Origin of the sequence: Orenia metallireducens (genome assembly GCF_003001995.1) — a bacterium.
GTDB lineage: Bacteria > Bacillota > Halanaerobiia > Halobacteroidales > Halobacteroidaceae > Orenia > Orenia metallireducens_B.
In genome coordinates this window covers 85,322-104,120 of record NZ_PVNB01000013.1, presented here as the reverse complement: position 1 = coordinate 104,120, position 18,799 = coordinate 85,322, and the positions used below count along the sequence as shown (strand labels likewise).

The window sequence follows — 18,799 nt, the reverse complement described above, 5'->3', positions numbered from 1 at the left end:
CTCGAAAGTAGCAAAATTTATTCTAAAGTTCAGAAAGCTATTAGTTCTTTTCTACGAGATGACAAGATTGCATAGTCAAACTTGTAAAGTGGTGTTATGGAAAAGAATTTAAATTTAATTACTGTTTGTTATTCTTCTAAATAAAAATTTTAATAACTAAAATTTTATGTTAAAATAAAGGTTAAGACTTAATTTAGATATAACAGAAGATAAAGCTCTATAAATTTTTTGATATATCTAAAGTTGGATGACTATATTATAATTATATTTTAAAGGGTGAGATAATTTATGCAACATACTGAAATTTTAAATAAGAACTTAGATCAATTAGATTCAGTTTATTTGATTTATGGTGAAGATAGATATTTAATAGAGGAGTTTATTGAAGGCTTTACAGATAAGTTTGCTTCAAAAGAGCTTAAGGATTTTAATTTGAATATTATAGAAGAAGATGAGCAATTGGTTAATAGCTTAATAAATTCTGTTAAAACATTGCCATTTATGACTGAAAAGAGGATTGTAATAGTTTATACTTATGACTTATTTAAGAAGAAAGTTAAGGATGCAGAAATAATATATAATTTATTAGCAGACTTTCCCGAAAGTACTATCTTATTATTTGTGAGTTATCAACAGCCTAAAAAGAGTTTAAAGATATTTAAAGAGGTAAAAAAGGTAGGCAAAGTTTTAAAATTTGAAGCATTAAAATACAAGAAGTTAGATGATTGGATTGCAAATAAGATTAAAAGTTATGGATATCAGATAGAAAATAGTGCGATTACCTTATTAGAAGAGGCTTTTAATAATGATTTGCAGAGATTAGATAGTGAGATAAATAAGATCATTACTTTTATGGGAGCTGATAAATTTATTACTACATCCCATATAGAAGGGATTATTAGTAAAGATTGGCTGATTGAAGATAATATAGTCTTTGATTTTGTTGATGCTATAGGTAGAAAGAATACATCATTAGCCTTAAAGTTGTTATCAGATATTATGCAACAAGGAACTGATGCTAAACAGATATTAGGGATGATTGCTCGCCAAATTAGATTGATGCTACAGAGTAAGCTGTTATCTAATGAAAGGTTGACAGTTGATCAGATTGCTAAGAGGTTAAATCAACATCCCTATCCTATCAAAAAGTGTCTGCAACAGAGCCATAACTTTAGTGTGGATTCTTTAGAGTTGGCTTTGGAGAAGTTATTTGAAACAGATTGTAGGCTAGTTACAGGCAGTGATAAAAACCTAGAGATGGAGTTATTAGTCATTAGGTTAAAAGAAGCAATTTGATGATACTAATAAATGATGAGTAAATAGTTATTATCTATATTGAGGTTTAATTAGCAGAACAGACTATAATTAAGATAAAAAAATAAAAGGTACTACTCTGATCTCAGAGTAGTACCTTTTATTATGTTAATTCAATAAGTATAATTACGCAGTTAACTCATTAAATTTTTTCTCTAATTTAGATTTTTTACGAGCAGCATTATTCTTATGAATAGTACCTTTCGCAGCAGTTTTATCGATAACTTTCTTAGCATTGTTCAATTTTTCTTGAGCCAATGCAACATCTCCAGCTGCAACTGCTTCTTCAAATCTTCTGATAGCAGTCTTCATTTTAGATTTTCTTGCTTTATTGATAGCAGTCTTCTTTTCGATGATTCTAATTCTTTTTTGAGCAGATTTAGAATTTGCCACTACGGTCACCTCCTTCTAAAACTATTTCTTATTCTATATAAAGATATAAATATAGTTTACTGAGCATTAACAAAAGAATTTTATCACATTATTCTTCAAAACGCAAGACGAAGATTAAAATACTTTTATTTTATTGATAATAATTAGAGATGTTTGTTTTATTTATTTGTTCTTGAATGCATTATATAAATATATTTTGTTAATAGAGGAATTTATAGATAGAACGATATTTTAGCAATCAAAAATCAATTCCTTAAATTTTTTAATTCTCCACCGCTCAATTCCGATTCTTCATTTTAAGAAAGTGTCGTAATGTCCTTATATAACCCTACTTTATAAATTAGATATATATATCAATAGTTAGTATTATAAATTGAATAGTTAAATTATCTTAGCAATGTATATAGAACAATAATTAGGTTATTATAAGTATTGACCCAGTTATATAAACTCTTGTAGCTATTTATAAGATCAAATTTATCATATTTGCAAACAGCACTAGGGTCAAATTTTAAAAGGATAATTAAATAGGGAAAGGAGCGATATATAAGATGATAGGATGGTTAGGAGCAGTAGTAAGGTTTATTGTCTCAGCATTTGTCTTATTGGGGGTAGATTTCTTATTGCCCAATGTACAAATCAATGGGTTTGTCAATGCTTTAATCGCTTCAATTGTGATTGCTTTCTTAGGATATGTAGTTGAAAATCTCTTTGGAGAAGGGTTATCACCACAAGCAAGAGGGTTGACTGGATTTATTTCAGCAGCAATTGTAATCTATTTAACTCAATCTATATTAACAGGGATGAGAGTTACCTTCATAGGATCTTTATTAGCTGCCTTAATTATTGGTATTGTAGACTCTTTTGTACCAACAGAATTGAGATAACTTTGTTTAAGGGGAGGATATTAACATGATAGAGCAATTAAGCCAATTATCTGCTTTAACTGATTTGGCTGTTGAAGCTAGAAATATGGTGGTAGAGAGAACTGGTGGAGAGATAGAGGGGGTAGCTTTAGAAGAAGAGCAGAAAGACAATGCTAAAGTTACTAGAATTCAAGTTATGAATGAAATGGCTTCTCAGAGAATAGGCAAAGCACCAGGAAATTACATTACTATTGAATCAGAGTCTTTGAGAGTGGCTGACAAGCCAAGCCATGAGTATTTAAGCGGGATATTAGCTGAAGAGCTTAATAGACTAATAGACTATAATGCATTAAAGAAAAGTCCAAATCAAGAAGCAACTATTTTGGTAATTGGATTAGGTAACTGGAATGCTACTCCTGATGCTTTAGGTCCTCAAGTGGTTCATCATATCTTAGTAACTAGACACCTTTATGATTCTTCTCCAGCAGATGCCAAGCAGGGAATGAGACCAGTCTGTGCCCTCGCACCAGGAGTTTTAGGGTTAACAGGGATTGAAACAGCAGAGATAATTCGTGGAGTTGTTGATCGAGTACATCCTGATTTGATCATTGCTATTGATGCTTTAGCTGCAAAAGAGAGTAGTCGTCTTGCTTCTACAATTCAAATCAGTGATACTGGAATCTATCCAGGCTCTGGACTAGGAAAGCGTAGAATAGGAATTACCCAACAGGATATGGGGGTTCCAGTAATAGCTATGGGAATACCAACTGTTATTAACTCTGTAAATATCGTTAATGATACGATCAATCAATTAATGAATCAACCAAATATACCACCACAATTAAAAACAAGTTTACAGCAAGGAAATGATTATCAACAGATAATCCAGAATATATTACAGCCATTTATGGGTGATTTGATCGTTGCTCCTAAAGGGATAGACCAATTAATTAGGGATACAAGTAAGGTAATAGCTGGAGGTATTAATGTAGCTTTACATCCAGATATTAGAGCGGAAGATGTCTCCTTATATCTACAATAGATTTGATATTTGCTCTAGTCTTTGATTTAAAGATTAGAGCTTTCTTATTAAATTTTATAGCTATAATATTTAGTAATAATTCTTAGTTACTTACTAATAAAATATTTATAGTAAAGATTGATATTATACCCATGAAGGTTGATTTTATATTTAGATAATTATAGATAAAAATCAATCTATCTTAAGAATTTAAGAATAATTCTAATTTCAATGTAATAAATTTTATACTTAGTACATAAATTTTTATAAATTACTTAGCTAAATTTAAAAAAGATTGATTTATAATTTCGATTATAGAAAATTAGAAAGGCAATTATATTCTTATTTTATTATATTAAGCAACTACATGAGGAAGAGACAATTATGAAATACCTTTAAATTAGGATGTGATGATCATGTTCAAGGATCAACATAGATTTATGGCAGCTATTATTCTTTTATATTTAATCTTATTTTTAGTCTTTAGTGGCTTGGTAGTTCATAAATACAGTATTGTAGACAGAATATCTTTGGGTAATACCTTCTTTAGTAATAAGTTTGTCTACTATTTAGTTAATTTTCTTTATCTTGATGATTTCCATTCTAGACTTGTGTTAAAAGAGGGGTTGCCAATTGTTAGAATAAAGAATCAAGAGATGCTAGCTAAATCCCAAGGAATGAATCCCTTTGTCAAATTAACTTGTAGTTTTGCAACAGATTTACCGCCATCCTTTTTTCAAGTAAAGGATGATGTACGAGTTACCTCAGTCATGAATAGGGTTATAGCAGAGAATACAAAAAAGCAGTCTGTTGAAGAGAAGTTAAGAGCAGAAGGTACCCATGATAATGAAGAGCGGGTAAAGATAGAGCTAGAATTTTGGCAGACAGAGCCTTCTAAGCAAGTTGAAAAAAGTGACACAACAGAGAGAATAGCTAAAGAGAATGAGAGTCAGAAGACTTTATTTCCCAAAAAAGAAACTAAATTATCTAATAAAGCTTTAGTTGGTATTTATCATACTCATACTGCTGAAAATTATGATAATAAAGGATATAATGCTAGAGCAGCAGCTGGACAGAGAGGAGATATAGTACTAATAGGCGATGAATTGACTAGGATTTTAAGGGAGAAGTATGGGATATTAGCAGTCCATTCTAAAACAGTTAATGATAAAACTTATGCAAGATCATATATAAATTCTTTAAGAACTGCGCAAAGAATAGTAGATGATAATGCTGATTTAAAGATGATCTTTGATATTCATCGTGATGCTATTGGTCAAGGGGGGAGAAACTTAATTACTACAACAATTAATGGACATAAAGTTGCTAGGATAATGATTGTTGTAACTAATAATAAGTATTTACCCAATCCCCATTGGGAAGAAAATGTAGCCTTTGCTAAAAAATTAGCCATAAAAATGAATACCATGTACCCTGGTTTATTAAGAGATGTGAAGTTATTAAGTAACAGAAGATATAATCAACAGGTTCATCCCCATGCTCTGTTATTAGAGATTGGTGGAGCTAAGAATACTTTAGATGAAGCTAAAAGGTCATCTCAGCTATTAGCTAATGTATTGGCTAGTTTAATCAATGAAGGAATTTAGCTACTCCTTACTATCTTGATTAATGTAATAATGGGTGTTATAATTAGGAAAGATAATGTACACGAAAGAGGAGGTTCTTGATGGCTAAGATTAATCAGAATAATATTCGTAACTTTTGTATTATTGCTCATATTGACCATGGTAAATCTACATTAGCTGATAGATTATTAGAATTTACTGGGACGATCTCAGAACGGGAGATGGAGGAACAGTTATTAGATACAATGGATTTGGAGAGAGAACGGGGAATTACTATTAAAGCTCAAGCAGTTAGGATGTCTTATCAAGCCAAAGATGGTAATGATTATACCTTAAATTTAATAGATACTCCAGGGCATGTGGACTTTTCTTATGAGGTTTCACGTAGTTTGGCTGCTTGTGAAGGTGCACTACTAGTAATTGATGCTGCTCAAGGCGTAGAGGCTCAGACTTTGGCTAATATCTATATAGCCTTGGAGAATGATCTAGAGATTATTCCTGTAATCAACAAGATAGACATACCAAGTGCTAATCCTGATAGAGTAAAGGAAGAGCTAATTGATATTGGATTAGATCCTGATGATGCTATCTTGACCAGTGCTAAGGAAGGGATTGGAATTGAAGAGCTATTAGAAAGGGTAGTAAAACAGGTGCCACCACCATCTGGAGATAAGGACAAGCCTTTAAAGGCATTAATCTTTGACTCTTTATATGATCCATACCGCGGGGTTATCTGTTATTATAGAGTGATAGATGGTAAGATTAAAAAGGGAATGAAGGTTAAGATGATGGCTACTAAGAAGGTCTTTGAAGTTGATGAGGTAGGAACCTTTAGTCCAAAGATGAAGGCATCTAAAGAGATAAGTGCTGGAGAGGTAGGCTATATGTCAGCAAGTATTAAGAATGTTAAGAATGCTCAGGTAGGAGATACTATTACTGATGCCCAGAATCCAACTGATAAGCCTTTATCAGGATATCAGCCTGCCAAGCCGATGGTCTTTTGTGGTATGTACCCAGTGGATGGTAAAGATTATGATGTATTAAGGGATGCTTTAGAGAAGTTACAGTTAAATGATGCATCTTTAACCTTTGAACCAGAGACTTCTGAGGCTTTAGGTTTTGGTTATCGTTGTGGCTTCCTAGGACTTTTACATATGGAAATTATGCAGGAGCGATTGGAAAGAGAGTATAGATTAGACTTAATTACTACAGCACCTAGTGTAATCTATAATGTCTACAAGACCGATGGAGAGGTTCTTCAAATAGAGAACCCTGCAAATATGCCAGATGCTCAAGAGATTGATAAGATTGAAGAGCCACTAGTAGAAGCTAAGATTCTATTACCTGATGAGCATGTAGGAGCAGCCATGGAGCTGTGCCAAGGTAAACGGGGTCAATTTAAGAATATGGAATATTTAGATGAGGTTAGAGTCAGATTAACCTATGATATTCCTTTAAGTGAGATTGTATTGGATTTCTTTGATAAATTAAAATCTAGAACAAGAGGGTATGCAACCTTCGATTATGAATTCAATGGTTATCAGGAGGCTGACTTAGTCAAGTTAAATATCCTTGTGAATGAAGAGCCTGTTGATGCATTGTCTTGTATCGTTCACCGTGAATTTGCTCATGATGTTGGAAAAGAGCTGACTAAGAAATTAAAAGAGTTCATTCCACAACAGATGTTTAAAGTACCGATACAGGCTGCAATTGGTCATAAGATTGTTGCTCGTCAGACTATCAGTGCTAGACGTAAAGATGTATTACAGAAGTGTTATGGTGGAGACGTTTCCCGTAAGAAGAAATTATTGAAGAAGCAAAAGGAAGGTAAGAAGAGGATGAAGCAAATAGGAAGTGTAGAGATTCCTCAAGATGCTTTCATGGCTGTTTTAGAGATTGGTGACTAAAATTAAGAACAAGATTAAGCTTAAGATTAAGTAGGGCGGACTTCGTGTTCGCCCTTATATATTATTATAGAAAAGACAAAGGTGATGCTTATGAAAGAGTTTGGACTATATATTCATATCCCTTTTTGTGTTAGCAAATGCTATTATTGTGATTTTAATTCTTTTGCTGCTAAGCAGGATTTAAAAGATAGGTATTTATCTGCTTTGTATCAGGAGATAGAGTTATTGGCTGAGAAATATTCTCCTAAGATTAAGAGTATCTTTATTGGTGGGGGAACTCCTACAAGCTTAGAGGGTACCCAACTAGCTGAGATATTAGATAGGTGCTATCAGAGCTTGGCTATAAAAGAAGATATAGAGATAACGATAGAGGCTAATCCTGGGACAGTAGATAAAGAGAAATTGAGATTAATCAAGGAAGCAGGAGTCAATAGGTTGAGCTTTGGAGTACAGAGCTTTAATGATGAGATGTTAAGGAAGATTGGCAGGATTCATACAGCACAAGAGGCAATTGATAATTACTATCTAGCTAGAGAGGTAGGTTTTGATAATGTCAGCCTTGATTTAATCTTTGCTTTACCAGATCAGAGCTTAGAGGATTGGCAGAATGCTTTGCTACAAGCCTGTGAGCTTGAACCAAAGCATTTATCTACTTATAATCTCAAAATTGAGGAAGGAACCCCTTTTTATCAGATGTTAAGTAAAGGAGAATTGATTCCTACCAGTGAAGAGTTAGATTTGAAGATGTATAACTTGACTAAAAAGTTACTTGAAAGTAAAGGATATCAGCAGTATGAAATCTCAAACTTTGCCCAAAGGGGTTATGAGAGTGAACATAATCAAATCTATTGGAAGAATGAACCCTATTTAAGTCTGGGAGCAGGTGCTCATTTTTATGATGGAGTTGGTAGAGGATATAATTATTCTGCTTTAGAGGAATATAGCCAGAGTATAGAAGAAGGCAGGTTACCTGTAAAGGATTATCATAACTTAACTAGAGAAGATGAGATCGAAGAGACGATGATGTTGGGATTGAGATTGATAAAGGGGATTAGCTTGAAAGAATTTAAAGAGAGATTTGGACTATCTATCTATGAAATTTATAATGATGAACTTGATAAATTCTCACAGCAGAAGTTAATCACAATTACTAATGATAGACTAGCTCTGACTTGGCAAGGAATATTATTAGCTAATCAGGTATTGGCTGATTTTATGTTGACTTAAAAGATAGATATTACGACACTTTTATTTTAGTTTACAGTTAAGTTCTTTAAAAGCAAAAAAATTTCTGTTTGAACGAAGCAAAAATTGAACAAAGATTTTAGAAATCAGTTGAAATTTAATCAAAAAATATAATTAATGATATTGATAAGCAATTTGGTTGCGGAGTGAGTGGGCTCTGCCACGAAGAGTCTTGGTCTGTGGACTCGTAAATATATTTTTTTCTTGATTGGGCTGCTTTTACTGGTCTTGTGTGAAAGGGAATTGTTTTATATTCCCTGTAGAGCCACGGAAGGTTCTATGAACCTGTAGATTTGGTTATCTTTTTAACCCGAAGGTGATTTTCCCGAGGAAGTACTCTTGGGGTGGAACCTAAAATTTTGTTTACTTTCTTAAAAAGTTAAAAGTATCACAATATACTAAAACAATCTTAGCTTAAGATTGAATTCTAGCCATATTTCAAAATAAATCCATTATTTTTTAACCTCAGATAGCTAAGAATAGTGGTGAATAAGTGAGCATAATGGCTTTAATTATATTTAATCGAAAATAAATATATTTGACAAATCAGCTTAATGATGATATTTTATTTATAGCATCTTATTAGCACTCGATAACGTTGAGTGCTAATTGCAGAAAGGTGGTGGTTGCTAGTGGAGATGACAGAGAGGAAAAAGGAGATATTAAAGGCCATCGTAAATGAATATATTATGACTGCAGAGCCTGTTGGTTCTAGGACTTTGGCTCGAAGGTATGACTTTGGAGTTAGCCCTGCGACCATCAGAAATGAGATGGCTGATTTAGAGGAAGCCAATTATTTAGAGCAACCCCATAGATCAGCAGGAAGAATTCCTACAGATAAGGGATATAGATTTTATGTAGATGACTTAATGGAACTAAAGAAGATATCTCAAAAAATGATTGGATCTATTAAGGAAAATATCATCTCTAAACAAGTAGGAATTCAAGAAATTATTCAACAGACTTCACAGATGTTATCTGATTTAACTAATTATACAGCTTTGGTCCTAAGTCCACAGCTGGAGGAGAGTATCTTTCGGCATTTACAGTTGATTTCTATAGCTGAGAGAAAGGTTCTAATGGTTTTGGTGACAGATACTGGATTGATTAAGAATAAGATAATTGATGTTCCTGAATCAATATCTACTGGTGATCTTGAAATGATTTCACGTTTTTTAAATGAAAGACTTTCTGGTTTAGCTTTAAATAAGATAGATAAGGAAGCTATAGGGATTATTAATAGAGAATTGGTAAACAGGATTTCAGTACCACTGCGCAACTTATATTTTATAAATGAAGAAATTTCTAGTTATAATATTCCCGAAAATGGTAAAATATATTTAGGGGGAACTGCTCATATACTAGAACAGCCTGAATTTAATGATATTAATAAAATTAAAAGTGTTTTAAAACTATTAGAGCAAAAACAGTTGTTATATAATATTATGGGTGATTTCAATAAGAAAACAGGTGTTGAAATTATGATAGGTAGTGAAAACTCCTTTCAAGAGATTAGAGACTGTAGTTTTGTAGTAGCTACCTATAATTTAGGAGGGCGTCCAGTTGGAAAGATTGGAGTAATAGGTCCAACTAGGATGGAATATTCTAATGTGATTGGGACAGTGAAATTTATGGCTGATATTTTAAGTGAATTTTTGGCTAAACCATAGCTGATATAAAGTAGATATAAAAACTATATCTATTTTTAAAAATAGATATAGTTTTCCATGTAATTAAAAACAAACTAATTGATTAAGAGTAGGTGAATTGAATGGTTGAGGAAGAGAAGAATATGGCAGAAGAGCAAGAGGCTGAGTTAAATCAGGATCAAGCTGCAGAAGCATCTGAAGATATAAAAGCAGAGCTTGATGAAGAGGTTTCTGAAACAGATCAGCAGTTTGCAGAGTTAGAAGAAGAGCTGGCTAAAGAGAAGGAAGAGAAAGAGAAATACATAGATCGTTTACAGAGACTCCAGGCTGAATTTTCTAATTATAGAAAGAGGGTTATCAAAGAGAAGAGTAACTTGGCTGAGCAAGCCACCAAGGATTTTATAGTAGAACTATTACCTATAATTGATAACTTTGAAAGAGCATTGGCTAGTTCTTTAAATGATGAGGGCGATGGTGTCTTAAAGGGTGTAGAGATGATTTATCGCCAATTAAATAACCTGTTAACTAAGACAGGGGTAGAAGCAATAGTGACAGTTGGAGAAGAGTTTGACCCTAATTTACATAATGCAGTAATGAAAGAGGAAAGTGAAGATTATGAATCAGGAGTAATTATAGAAGAATTACAAAAAGGATATATCTTTAATGAGTCAGTAATTAGACCAGCAATGGTCAAGGTGTCAGAGTAGATAGGGAAAATTTATTTAAGAATTTTCCCATCACGAAGGGTTCTTTAGAACCCGGAGGGGGAGTCTTTGATATAAGTTAATGATTAGATTAAGTTCAAGCTTAAGTTTGAGTAGATTTAAGGAATGAGATACAGTTATTCTTCTTAACTTAGACTTAAACTCAGACTCAGACTATAATATAGATGCTTTTATAATAATTTATCAAAGAGCAAGGATAAATCTATATTAGAAACTATAAATTGATAATGGGAGGATGAAGATAAATGGGTAAAATTATTGGTATTGATTTAGGTACTACAAACTCTTGTGTAGCAGTTATTGAGGGTGGAGAGGCTACAGTTATTCCTAATAAACAAGGTTCTAGAACAACACCTTCAGTGGTAGGTTTTTCTAAAAAAGGTGAGCGTCTGATAGGTGAACCAGCTAAGCGACAAGCTATTACTAATCCAAATCAAACAGTAAGTTCTATCAAAAGACATATGGGTGAAGATTATAAGGTTGAATTAGATGGAAAGGATAGAACACCTCAAGAGATATCTGCGATGATTTTACAAGAATTAAAGGGATATGCAGAAGATTACTTAGGTCAAACAGTTGAAGGTGCTGTTATTACAGTTCCGGCTTATTTTAGTGATGCTCAACGTCAAGCAACTAAAGATGCAGGAAAAATTGCAGGATTAGAGGTTGAAAGGATTATCAATGAGCCGACTGCAGCTGCTTTAGCATATGGAATCAATGATGATAAAGAGCAGACTGTTTTGGTTTATGACTTAGGTGGAGGTACTTTTGATGTCTCTATTCTAGAGCTTGGTGATGGTGTAGTAGAAGTTATTGCTACTAGTGGTGATAACCAATTAGGTGGAGATGACTTTGATGAAAAGATTATCAATTATTTAGCTGAACAGTTTGAAAAAGAGCATGGTATCGACTTGCGTAAAGATAAGATGTCATTACAGAGATTAAAGGATGCTGCTGAAAAGGCTAAGATTGAGCTTTCTGGAGTAGCAACTACTAATGTAAATCTACCATTTATTACTCAAACTGCAGAGGGACCACAGCATTTAGATGTAGATATTACTCGTTCTCAATTTGAGAAGATGAGTTCTGACTTAGTAGATAGAACTTTAAAGGCTGTACGCCAAGCCTTAGATGATGCTGGACTAAGCAAGTCTGAGATTGATGAGGTATTATTAGTAGGTGGTTCTACTAGAATTCCAGCAGTCCAACAAGCAATTGAAAAAGAGATCGGTAAGGCTCCAAATAAAGGTATTAACCCTGATGAGTGTGTAGCAATGGGTGCAGCTATTCAAGGTGGAGTGTTGAATGATGAAGTTAGTGATGTTGTACTATTAGATGTTACTCCATTATCTTTAGGTATTGAAACAATGGGTGGAGTATTTACTAAGCTTATCGATAGAAACACTACTATTCCAACTGAAAAGAGCCAAGTCTTCTCAACTGCAGCAGACAATCAACCTGCCGTTGATATTCACGTCTTACAAGGTGAGAGACAGATGGCTAAGGACAATAAAACTTTAGGTAGATTCCAATTAACTGATATACCACCTGCACCAAGAGGAGTACCTCAAATTGAGGTGACTTTCAAGATAGATGCTAATGGTATCGTTCATGTATCTGCTAAAGATAAAGGAACAGGTAATGAGCAACAGATTACGATCAAATCTGATACTGGTCTATCAGAAGAAGAGATTGAAAGAATGGTTCAAGATGCAGAGAGCCATGCTGAAGAGGATAAGAAGAAGAAAGAAGCTATTGAGACAGTAACTGGTGCAGATAGCTTAGTACATCAAGTTGAAAAGACTATAGAAGAAGCTAAAGAAAATGCTGATGCTTCAGTCTTAAGTGAGATTGAAAGCAAGAAGGATGAACTAAAGGAAGTACTAGAAGGTATTGATATGCATAATATCGATCCAGATAAAGTAGATATTGATGGTATCAAAGCTAAACAAGAGGCATTAACTACAAAGCTTCATGAGTTGACAACTCAAATGTATCAACAAGCTGAGCAAGCTCAACAAGCAGCAGGAGGCGCTGGTGCACAAGGGGCAGAAGCTGACGATGATGTAGTAGATGTTGATTTTGAAGATGTTGATTAATAGCAAATATAATCAATTAATATAAGATAATGAGAGTCAAAGCCAGATTAATTTGGCTTTGACTCTGTTTTTATGAATAGAAATTAGTGATTATTTTCTGTAAAATTTTATTTCTTGCTAGACTTATTGTATAATAATCTAAGTAGGTAGTGTAAGTAATAGTAGACTATAATAAGTTTATAGTTATTTTATATAGAAATCTGTCGCCAAAAAATTGTTTTAATTAGTTTTGAAATTTTTACTTAACGATATATTGTAAAATGAATTAGAAAGGCAGTGATTGAAGTGGCTAAGAGAGACTATTATGAGATATTAGGTGTAGATAAAGGTGCTAGTAAACAGGAGATTAAGCGGGCTTATCGGAAGTTATCTCGAAAATATCATCCTGATGTGAGTAAAGAGGAGAATGCAGAAGAGAAGTTTAAAGAGATTGCAGAGGCCTATGAAGTATTAAGTGATGAGGATAAGAGAGCTAGATATGATCAATTTGGTCATGCAGGAGTAGATGGTAATGGTGGAGGATTTGGTCAAGGTGGCTTTGGAGGCTTTGGTCAAGGTGGTTTCGGTGGTGGTTTTGATGATATCTTTGATATGTTCTTTGGTGGCGGTGGAAGATCAAGAAGTAGAAATGCCCCTCGTAAAGGGTCAGACTTAAGGGTAAATATTGCAGTTGAATTTGAAGAAGCAGCTTTTGGTACTAAAAAGGATATCACTATTCCTCGAACTGAAGACTGTGAGACTTGTGATGGTAAAGGTGCTAAGTCTAGCAGTGATGTAGAGACTTGTGCTAAATGTGGTGGAAGTGGAGAGATTCAATTTAAACAGAATACTCCATTTGGACAGATGGTACAGACAACTACTTGTGACCGTTGTAGCGGGACTGGTAAATTTGTCAAAAATCCTTGTCCAGATTGTCATGGTAATGGAAAGGTTAAGAAGAGAAGAACGGTCTCTATAGATATTCCAGCAGGAGTAGATGATGGAATGACTCTGAGAGTACGGGGTGAGGGAGAAGCTGGAGTCAATGGTGGTCCAGCAGGAGATTTACAGGTTGTTATCAATGTTAAACGCCACAAAATCTTTAAGCGTAGAGGAAATGATGTTTTATGTGAGGTACCAATCAGTTTCGTTCAAGCTACCTTAGGCGATGAGATCCAAGTTCCTACTTTGGATGGTAAGGTTAAATTTACTATACCAGAAGGAACTCAACCTGCTACTACCTTTAGATTGAAGGATAAAGGAATTCCATATTTAAGGGGTAGTGGACGGGGAGATCAACATATTAAGGTAAAAGTTGTCATTCCTAAGAAGTTAGATGATAAGCAGAAGGATTTACTTAAAGAATTTGCAGAGATCAGTGGTGAAGAGATAAATCCAGAACATAAGGGGTTTTTACAGAAAATTAAAGATGCTTTTGGACTCGACTAAAAAGGTGGGAAATTATAGATGAAATTAAAAGAAGTAATCATTGCAACCAATTATGAAGGATTTTCAGCAATAGAGAATATCTTAGCAGAGATTGGTGCTGTAGGGATCAGTAAAGAAGACTTCAAACAAGAAGAAGTAATTATGAAAGGATACTTTGAAGAGGAAGAGTTGACTAAAGAGAAAGTAGACTCTTTAAGGAAGAGAATAGCACAATTAGCTGATTATGACTTAAATATAGGTAGTGGAGAGATAATAATTAAGGGGTTAGAGCAAGAGGACTGGGTCAATAAGTGGAAAAAGGATATTAAGGCTATTAAAGTAACGGATAAGATAGTGATTAAGCCTACTTGGGAAGAATATCAGAAGCAAGCAGATGAGATTATCATAGAATTAGATCCAGGTTTAGCCTTTGGTACAGGTTATCATGGGACTACTAGTGGTTGTTTAGAGATGATAGAGAAGTATCTTCAACCTGATTTTGATGTCTTGGATATCGGAACCGGAACAGGAATTTTATCGATTGCTGCAACCAAGCTAGGAGCCAAGAGTAACTTTGCCCTCGATATCGATCCAGTTGCTGTTAAGGTAGCTAAGGAGAATGCCAAGTTGAATCAAGTCTTAGATCAGATCAATTTTGCTCAAGGTGATTTACTGGATATTGTTGATGGGAAGTATGACTTGGTTATTGCTAATATTTTACCTCATGTGATTAAAAGGCTGATTCCTGATTTGCCGAAGGTTGCCAAGGTAGGAAGTATTTCAATTTTATCAGGAATTATTGAAGAGAAAGCGGATATGATAAAGGATGAATTGAAAAAATATAATTTTGAAGTCAAAGAGATCATTCAAAAAGAGCAGTGGATTACAATTGTAGCTATTAGGAGAGGATAAGATGCATCATTTTTTTGTTCAATCAACAGATATAAATGATGGGATAGTGGTTATTAAGGGTGATGATGTAGCTCATATTACCCGTTCATTAAGATTAGATCTTGGTGATGAAATCAGTGTTAGTGATGGAGAAGGTCAGAAATATTTAACTGAATTGTTGGAGTTTGGCGAATATTTTGTAAAGGCTAAGGTACTAGAAGAGTTTAAAGTTCAGGCTGAACCTAGAGTCAAGGTCACCCTTGTACAGGGCTTACCTAAGAGTAAGAAGATGGACATGATCGTACAGAAATGTACGGAGATTGGTGTAGAAGAGTTTATTCCTATTGATACTAAGCGAACTGTTGTTAATTTAAATAAGAAGAAGGCTCAAAAGCGCCAAGAGCGATGGCAGAAGATAGTAGAGGAAGCTGCTAAGCAATCTAAAAGGGGTAAAATTCCAAAAGTTAAAGAACTCTCTGATTTAAAGCAGATTATAGGAAAGTTTGATAGCTATGACCTAGTCTTAGTTCCTTGGGAGGATGAAGAGAGCCAAGGGTTAAAAGAGACTTTGGGATCTAATTTAGAGGTTGAGAGGATAATGATAATAATCGGGCCAGAGGGTGGTTTTAGCTTAGAAGAGATAGAACAAGTAAAGAGGGCAGGAGCAAAATCTGTAACTTTAGGACCAAGAATTTTAAGGACTGAAACTGCTGGTATTGCAACTTTATCTATGGTATTATATCAATTAGGAGACCTAGGTTGATTTAGGAGGGAATATATGAAACGGGTTGCATTTTATACACTAGGATGTAAGGTTAATCAATATGATACAGAAGCGATGATGAAACAGTTTGAGGAAGCCGGCTATGAGATCGTTGATTTTGAAAGTGAAGCTGATATTTATGTAATTAATACCTGTACTGTAACTCAACAAGGTGCAAGTAAGTCTCGTAAGATTACTAGGAGGGCTAAAAGGAGAAATCCTCAAGCTCTGGTTGCTATGGTAGGCTGTTATCCTCAGGTTGATGCTGATGAGGTAATGGAGATGGTAGAAGTTGATTTAGTAGTTGGAACTAAAGGAAGAAGTAAAATAATAGAGTTTGTCAAGCAGGCAATAAGGGCAAAAGCTCCAGTTAACTTTGTACAAGAGATGGAAGAGGATGATAGCTTTGAAGAGATTGCTATTGAGGAGTCTAAAGAGAGAACAAGAGCTTCTATTAAGATTCAAGAGGGCTGTGATCAGTTCTGCTCTTATTGCATCATTCCCTATGCTCGTGGTTCTTTACGTAGTCGTTCCTTAGAGGATGTTAAGGCAGAGGTTATTCGTTTAGCTAAGGGTGGATTTGAGGAGATAGTTCTAACAGGAATTCACTTAGGCCAATATGGGAAAGATAAAGAAGAACTAGATTTGGTTAAGCTTATTAAAGGAATATTAACTGTTGAGGGGATTAAGCGGATTAGGTTGAGTTCTATAGAGGGAACAGAAGTTAGTGATGAACTAATAGACCTAATTGCAGAATCTGATAAATTATGCCGCCACCTCCATTTGCCTTTACAAAGCGGGTCTGATAAGATATTAGAAGCTATGAATCGCCCTTATGATGTGCAGCAGTTTAGGGATATGGTAACTAAGATTAAAGCTAAAGTACCTGAGATTGCAATTACCAGTGATGTGATTGTAGGATTTCCAGGGGAGAGTGATGAAGACTTTAATGATACTTATCAAGTGGTTAAGGAGCTTGAGTTTAGTGATTTACATATCTTTAAGTATTCCAAGCGTCAAGGAACTCCAGCAGCAGACTTTGAAAATCAAGTCCATTCAGTTATAAAAAAAGAGAGAAGTGAAAAGCTAAGAATGTTAGCTAAAAGCTTATCTTTGGCTTACCAGCAGAAGTTTATAGCAGAGAGAATAGAGGTTTTATTAGAGGAAGTACGAGATAATGAAACGGGAATGTTAACTGGACTAACTGATAATTATTTGAGGGTCTTAGTTGATGGCTCTGATGAATTATTAGGAGAACTAGTTGAAGTAAAGTTGATGGAAAAAGAAGGAAAATTAATAGGTTGTTTAGAATAATATAATTATTTAAGTTATAAATCGACTATAGCTGATTTAGGAAAGGGGAGCATAGGATGGAAGAATGTATTTTTTGTAAGATAGTTGCTGGTGAAATAAATAGTAATATTGTTTATGAGGATGATAAGGTAATTGCTTTTAAGGATATTAATCCTGAAGCACCTATTCATCATTTAATTATTCCTAAAAAGCATATTCCTACTCTACTAGATCTTCAAGAGGATGATAAAGAGTTGATAGGTCATATTTATTTGGTAGCCAGTAAAATTGCTCAAGATGAAGGAATTGCAGAGGATGGATTTAGGGTAGTAAGTAACTGTAATGAAGCAGGAGGTCAGAGTGTTTATCATATCCACTATCACCTATTAGGGGGAAGAAACTTACAGTGGCCTCCAGGTTAAGAGGTTTAAATATTAATTATAATAGATTTACATAGTTTTAGTTGCTACTAGAATATAGATGATGTTCCAAGAGTTGCGGAAGTACCAACAATCAAATAACAAATAGAGATAAATTAGGAGGGGTTAGTATGTCTTTACAGGAAAGATTATTAGAAGATATGAAAGCTGCGATGAAGAGTAAAGATAAAGAGAGACTATCGGTAATTAGGATGGCAAGGGCTGCTATCAAAGACAAAGAGATCAATGAGAGAAAAGATTTATCCGATGAAGAGGTTATTGAGGTTTTAGCTAAACTGGTAAAGCAGAACAGGGACTCTATTACTGAATTTGAGAAGGCTGGTCAAGAGGATAAAGTAGAAGATTTAAAGAGAGAGATTGGTGTATTAGAAGACTATTTGCCTGAACAGTTAAGTGAAGAGGAATTAGCTGAGATGGTAGAGGAAGTAATTGCTCAAACTGGTGCAGAGAGCATGAGGGATATGGGTAAAGTAATGGGAGCTATTATGCCAGAGGTTACTGGAAGAGCTGATGGTAATGTAATTAGTCAATTAGTAAAAGAGAGATTAGCATAAAGTAAAATTAAAATAGAATTATTGATTTTATAGGGACGGTTTTAGCCGTCTCTTATTAATTTTTAATATTAAAGTGTATAGAAATATGGAGATGCTTTCATATGTGATAAATATTAATTTTTTTGTAGGGTATGGTCGCGACCATACCCTACTTTAAAATCTTTTAATTCTCTACTTACACCAATACAGGCGTTCATACTTAAAAATACATTATCTCTGTCAATCTTATTCTTCTAAGCTTAACTGTAATTAATAATCAAGTCCTTACATATATATTATTTAGTAGTAAAGTCGACTGAATTTATTAAATGTTGATAGTATTAGCAATTAAGTTAGCAGTAGCTAACGCTTAGGAGGAATTTAAATGGGGAAGAAAGAGAAGGCTAAGGAGTTGTTTGCTAATATATTTGACCTTCCTCAAGAGGTAGTATTAGATCTGCCTAGGATTTCATTAGTTGGAGGTATACAACTAGCAATTGAGAATCATCGGGGGATTATAAAGTATACTCCAGAATTTATAAAGATTAGATTCTACCGTGGGCAGATGGTTATAGAGGGTAAGGATATGAGTATTGACAGTTTAGAAGAGGAGATTATTATAATAGAGGGTAAGATAACTGATTTGAAGATTAAATCAGTTTAAGGG

The 18,799-nt window shown here is 34.1% G+C and carries 17 protein-coding genes; 16 read left to right on the top strand and 1 reads right to left on the bottom strand.

What is annotated here, in order from left to right; all coding sequences use genetic code 11:
• Window positions 1–288 precede the first annotated feature (288 nt).
• Window positions 289–1,296, top strand: a complete 1,008-nt coding sequence (holA, locus tag BX659_RS10340) for a DNA polymerase III subunit delta (RefSeq protein WP_097016848.1) — start codon at window positions 289–291, stop codon at window positions 1,294–1,296.
• Between the two features lie 144 nt (window positions 1,297–1,440).
• On the opposite strand, the gene rpsT is transcribed toward holA, so the two are convergent.
• Window positions 1,441–1,707 carry a 30S ribosomal protein S20 gene (gene rpsT, locus BX659_RS10335; RefSeq protein ID WP_097016849.1) on the bottom strand — a complete coding sequence of 89 codons (267 nt, stop codon included), beginning with the start codon at window positions 1,705–1,707 and terminating at the stop codon, window positions 1,441–1,443.
• Window positions 1,708–2,258: 551 nt separating this feature from the next.
• On the opposite strand from rpsT, the gene BX659_RS10330 reads away from it, so the two are divergent.
• The 15 genes from BX659_RS10330 (at window position 2,259) to yqfC (ending at window position 18,796) form a co-directional block, all read left to right on the top strand.
• Window positions 2,259–2,594, top strand: coding sequence for a phage holin family protein (locus BX659_RS10330; protein ID WP_097016850.1), 336 nt, complete (start codon window positions 2,259–2,261; stop codon window positions 2,592–2,594).
• 25 nt (window positions 2,595–2,619) lie between these two features.
• Complete coding sequence (gpr, locus tag BX659_RS10325) at window positions 2,620–3,615, top strand: GPR endopeptidase (RefSeq protein WP_172431827.1); 996 nt, start codon at window positions 2,620–2,622, stop codon at window positions 3,613–3,615.
• Between the two features lie 395 nt (window positions 3,616–4,010).
• Window positions 4,011–5,201: a stage II sporulation protein P gene (gene spoIIP / locus BX659_RS10320; protein WP_097016851.1), complete on the top strand. Its 1,191-nt coding sequence runs from the start codon at window positions 4,011–4,013 to the stop codon at window positions 5,199–5,201.
• A gap of 80 nt (window positions 5,202–5,281) precedes the next feature.
• Window positions 5,282–7,087, top strand: coding sequence for a translation elongation factor 4 (lepA, locus tag BX659_RS10315; protein WP_106231828.1), 1,806 nt, complete (start codon window positions 5,282–5,284; stop codon window positions 7,085–7,087).
• Window positions 7,088–7,177: 90 nt separating this feature from the next.
• Window positions 7,178–8,314 (top strand): radical SAM family heme chaperone HemW, encoded by a 1,137-nt coding sequence (hemW, locus tag BX659_RS10310; RefSeq protein WP_097016853.1) that lies wholly within the window; start codon window positions 7,178–7,180, stop codon window positions 8,312–8,314.
• A gap of 656 nt (window positions 8,315–8,970) precedes the next feature.
• Entirely contained in the window at window positions 8,971–10,002 is a 1,032-nt protein-coding gene (gene hrcA / locus BX659_RS10305) for a heat-inducible transcriptional repressor HrcA (RefSeq protein ID WP_253250682.1), read from the top strand.
• A gap of 101 nt (window positions 10,003–10,103) precedes the next feature.
• The gene (gene grpE, locus BX659_RS10300) at window positions 10,104–10,688 is read left to right on the top strand and encodes a nucleotide exchange factor GrpE (RefSeq protein WP_097016855.1); all 585 of its coding nucleotides are present in this window, start codon (window positions 10,104–10,106) and stop codon (window positions 10,686–10,688) included.
• Between the two features lie 263 nt (window positions 10,689–10,951).
• On the top strand, window positions 10,952–12,805 hold the full coding sequence (gene dnaK / locus BX659_RS10295; protein ID WP_097016856.1) for a molecular chaperone DnaK: 1,854 nt from the start codon (window positions 10,952–10,954) through the stop codon (window positions 12,803–12,805).
• A gap of 285 nt (window positions 12,806–13,090) precedes the next feature.
• A complete protein-coding gene (gene dnaJ / locus BX659_RS10290; protein ID WP_097016857.1) occupies window positions 13,091–14,233 on the top strand; it encodes a molecular chaperone DnaJ in 1,143 nt (380 codons plus the stop codon).
• Between the two features lie 18 nt (window positions 14,234–14,251).
• A complete protein-coding gene (gene prmA / locus BX659_RS10285; RefSeq protein WP_097016858.1) occupies window positions 14,252–15,124 on the top strand; it encodes a 50S ribosomal protein L11 methyltransferase in 873 nt (290 codons plus the stop codon).
• Between the two features lies 1 nt (window position 15,125).
• A complete protein-coding gene (locus BX659_RS10280; RefSeq protein WP_097016859.1) occupies window positions 15,126–15,866 on the top strand; it encodes a 16S rRNA (uracil(1498)-N(3))-methyltransferase in 741 nt (246 codons plus the stop codon).
• A 15-nt stretch (window positions 15,867–15,881) separates the two neighbouring features.
• Window positions 15,882–17,180: a tRNA (N(6)-L-threonylcarbamoyladenosine(37)-C(2))-methylthiotransferase MtaB gene (gene mtaB, locus BX659_RS10275; protein WP_097016860.1), complete on the top strand. Its 1,299-nt coding sequence runs from the start codon at window positions 15,882–15,884 to the stop codon at window positions 17,178–17,180.
• 56 nt (window positions 17,181–17,236) lie between these two features.
• Complete coding sequence (locus tag BX659_RS10270; RefSeq protein ID WP_097016861.1) at window positions 17,237–17,581, top strand: histidine triad nucleotide-binding protein; 345 nt, start codon at window positions 17,237–17,239, stop codon at window positions 17,579–17,581.
• 128 nt (window positions 17,582–17,709) lie between these two features.
• Window positions 17,710–18,153, top strand: a complete 444-nt coding sequence (locus BX659_RS10265; protein ID WP_097016862.1) for a GatB/YqeY domain-containing protein — start codon at window positions 17,710–17,712, stop codon at window positions 18,151–18,153.
• Between the two features lie 364 nt (window positions 18,154–18,517).
• Entirely contained in the window at window positions 18,518–18,796 is a 279-nt protein-coding gene (yqfC, locus tag BX659_RS10260; RefSeq protein ID WP_097016863.1) for a sporulation protein YqfC, read from the top strand.
• Window positions 18,797–18,799: the final 3 nt, after the last annotated feature.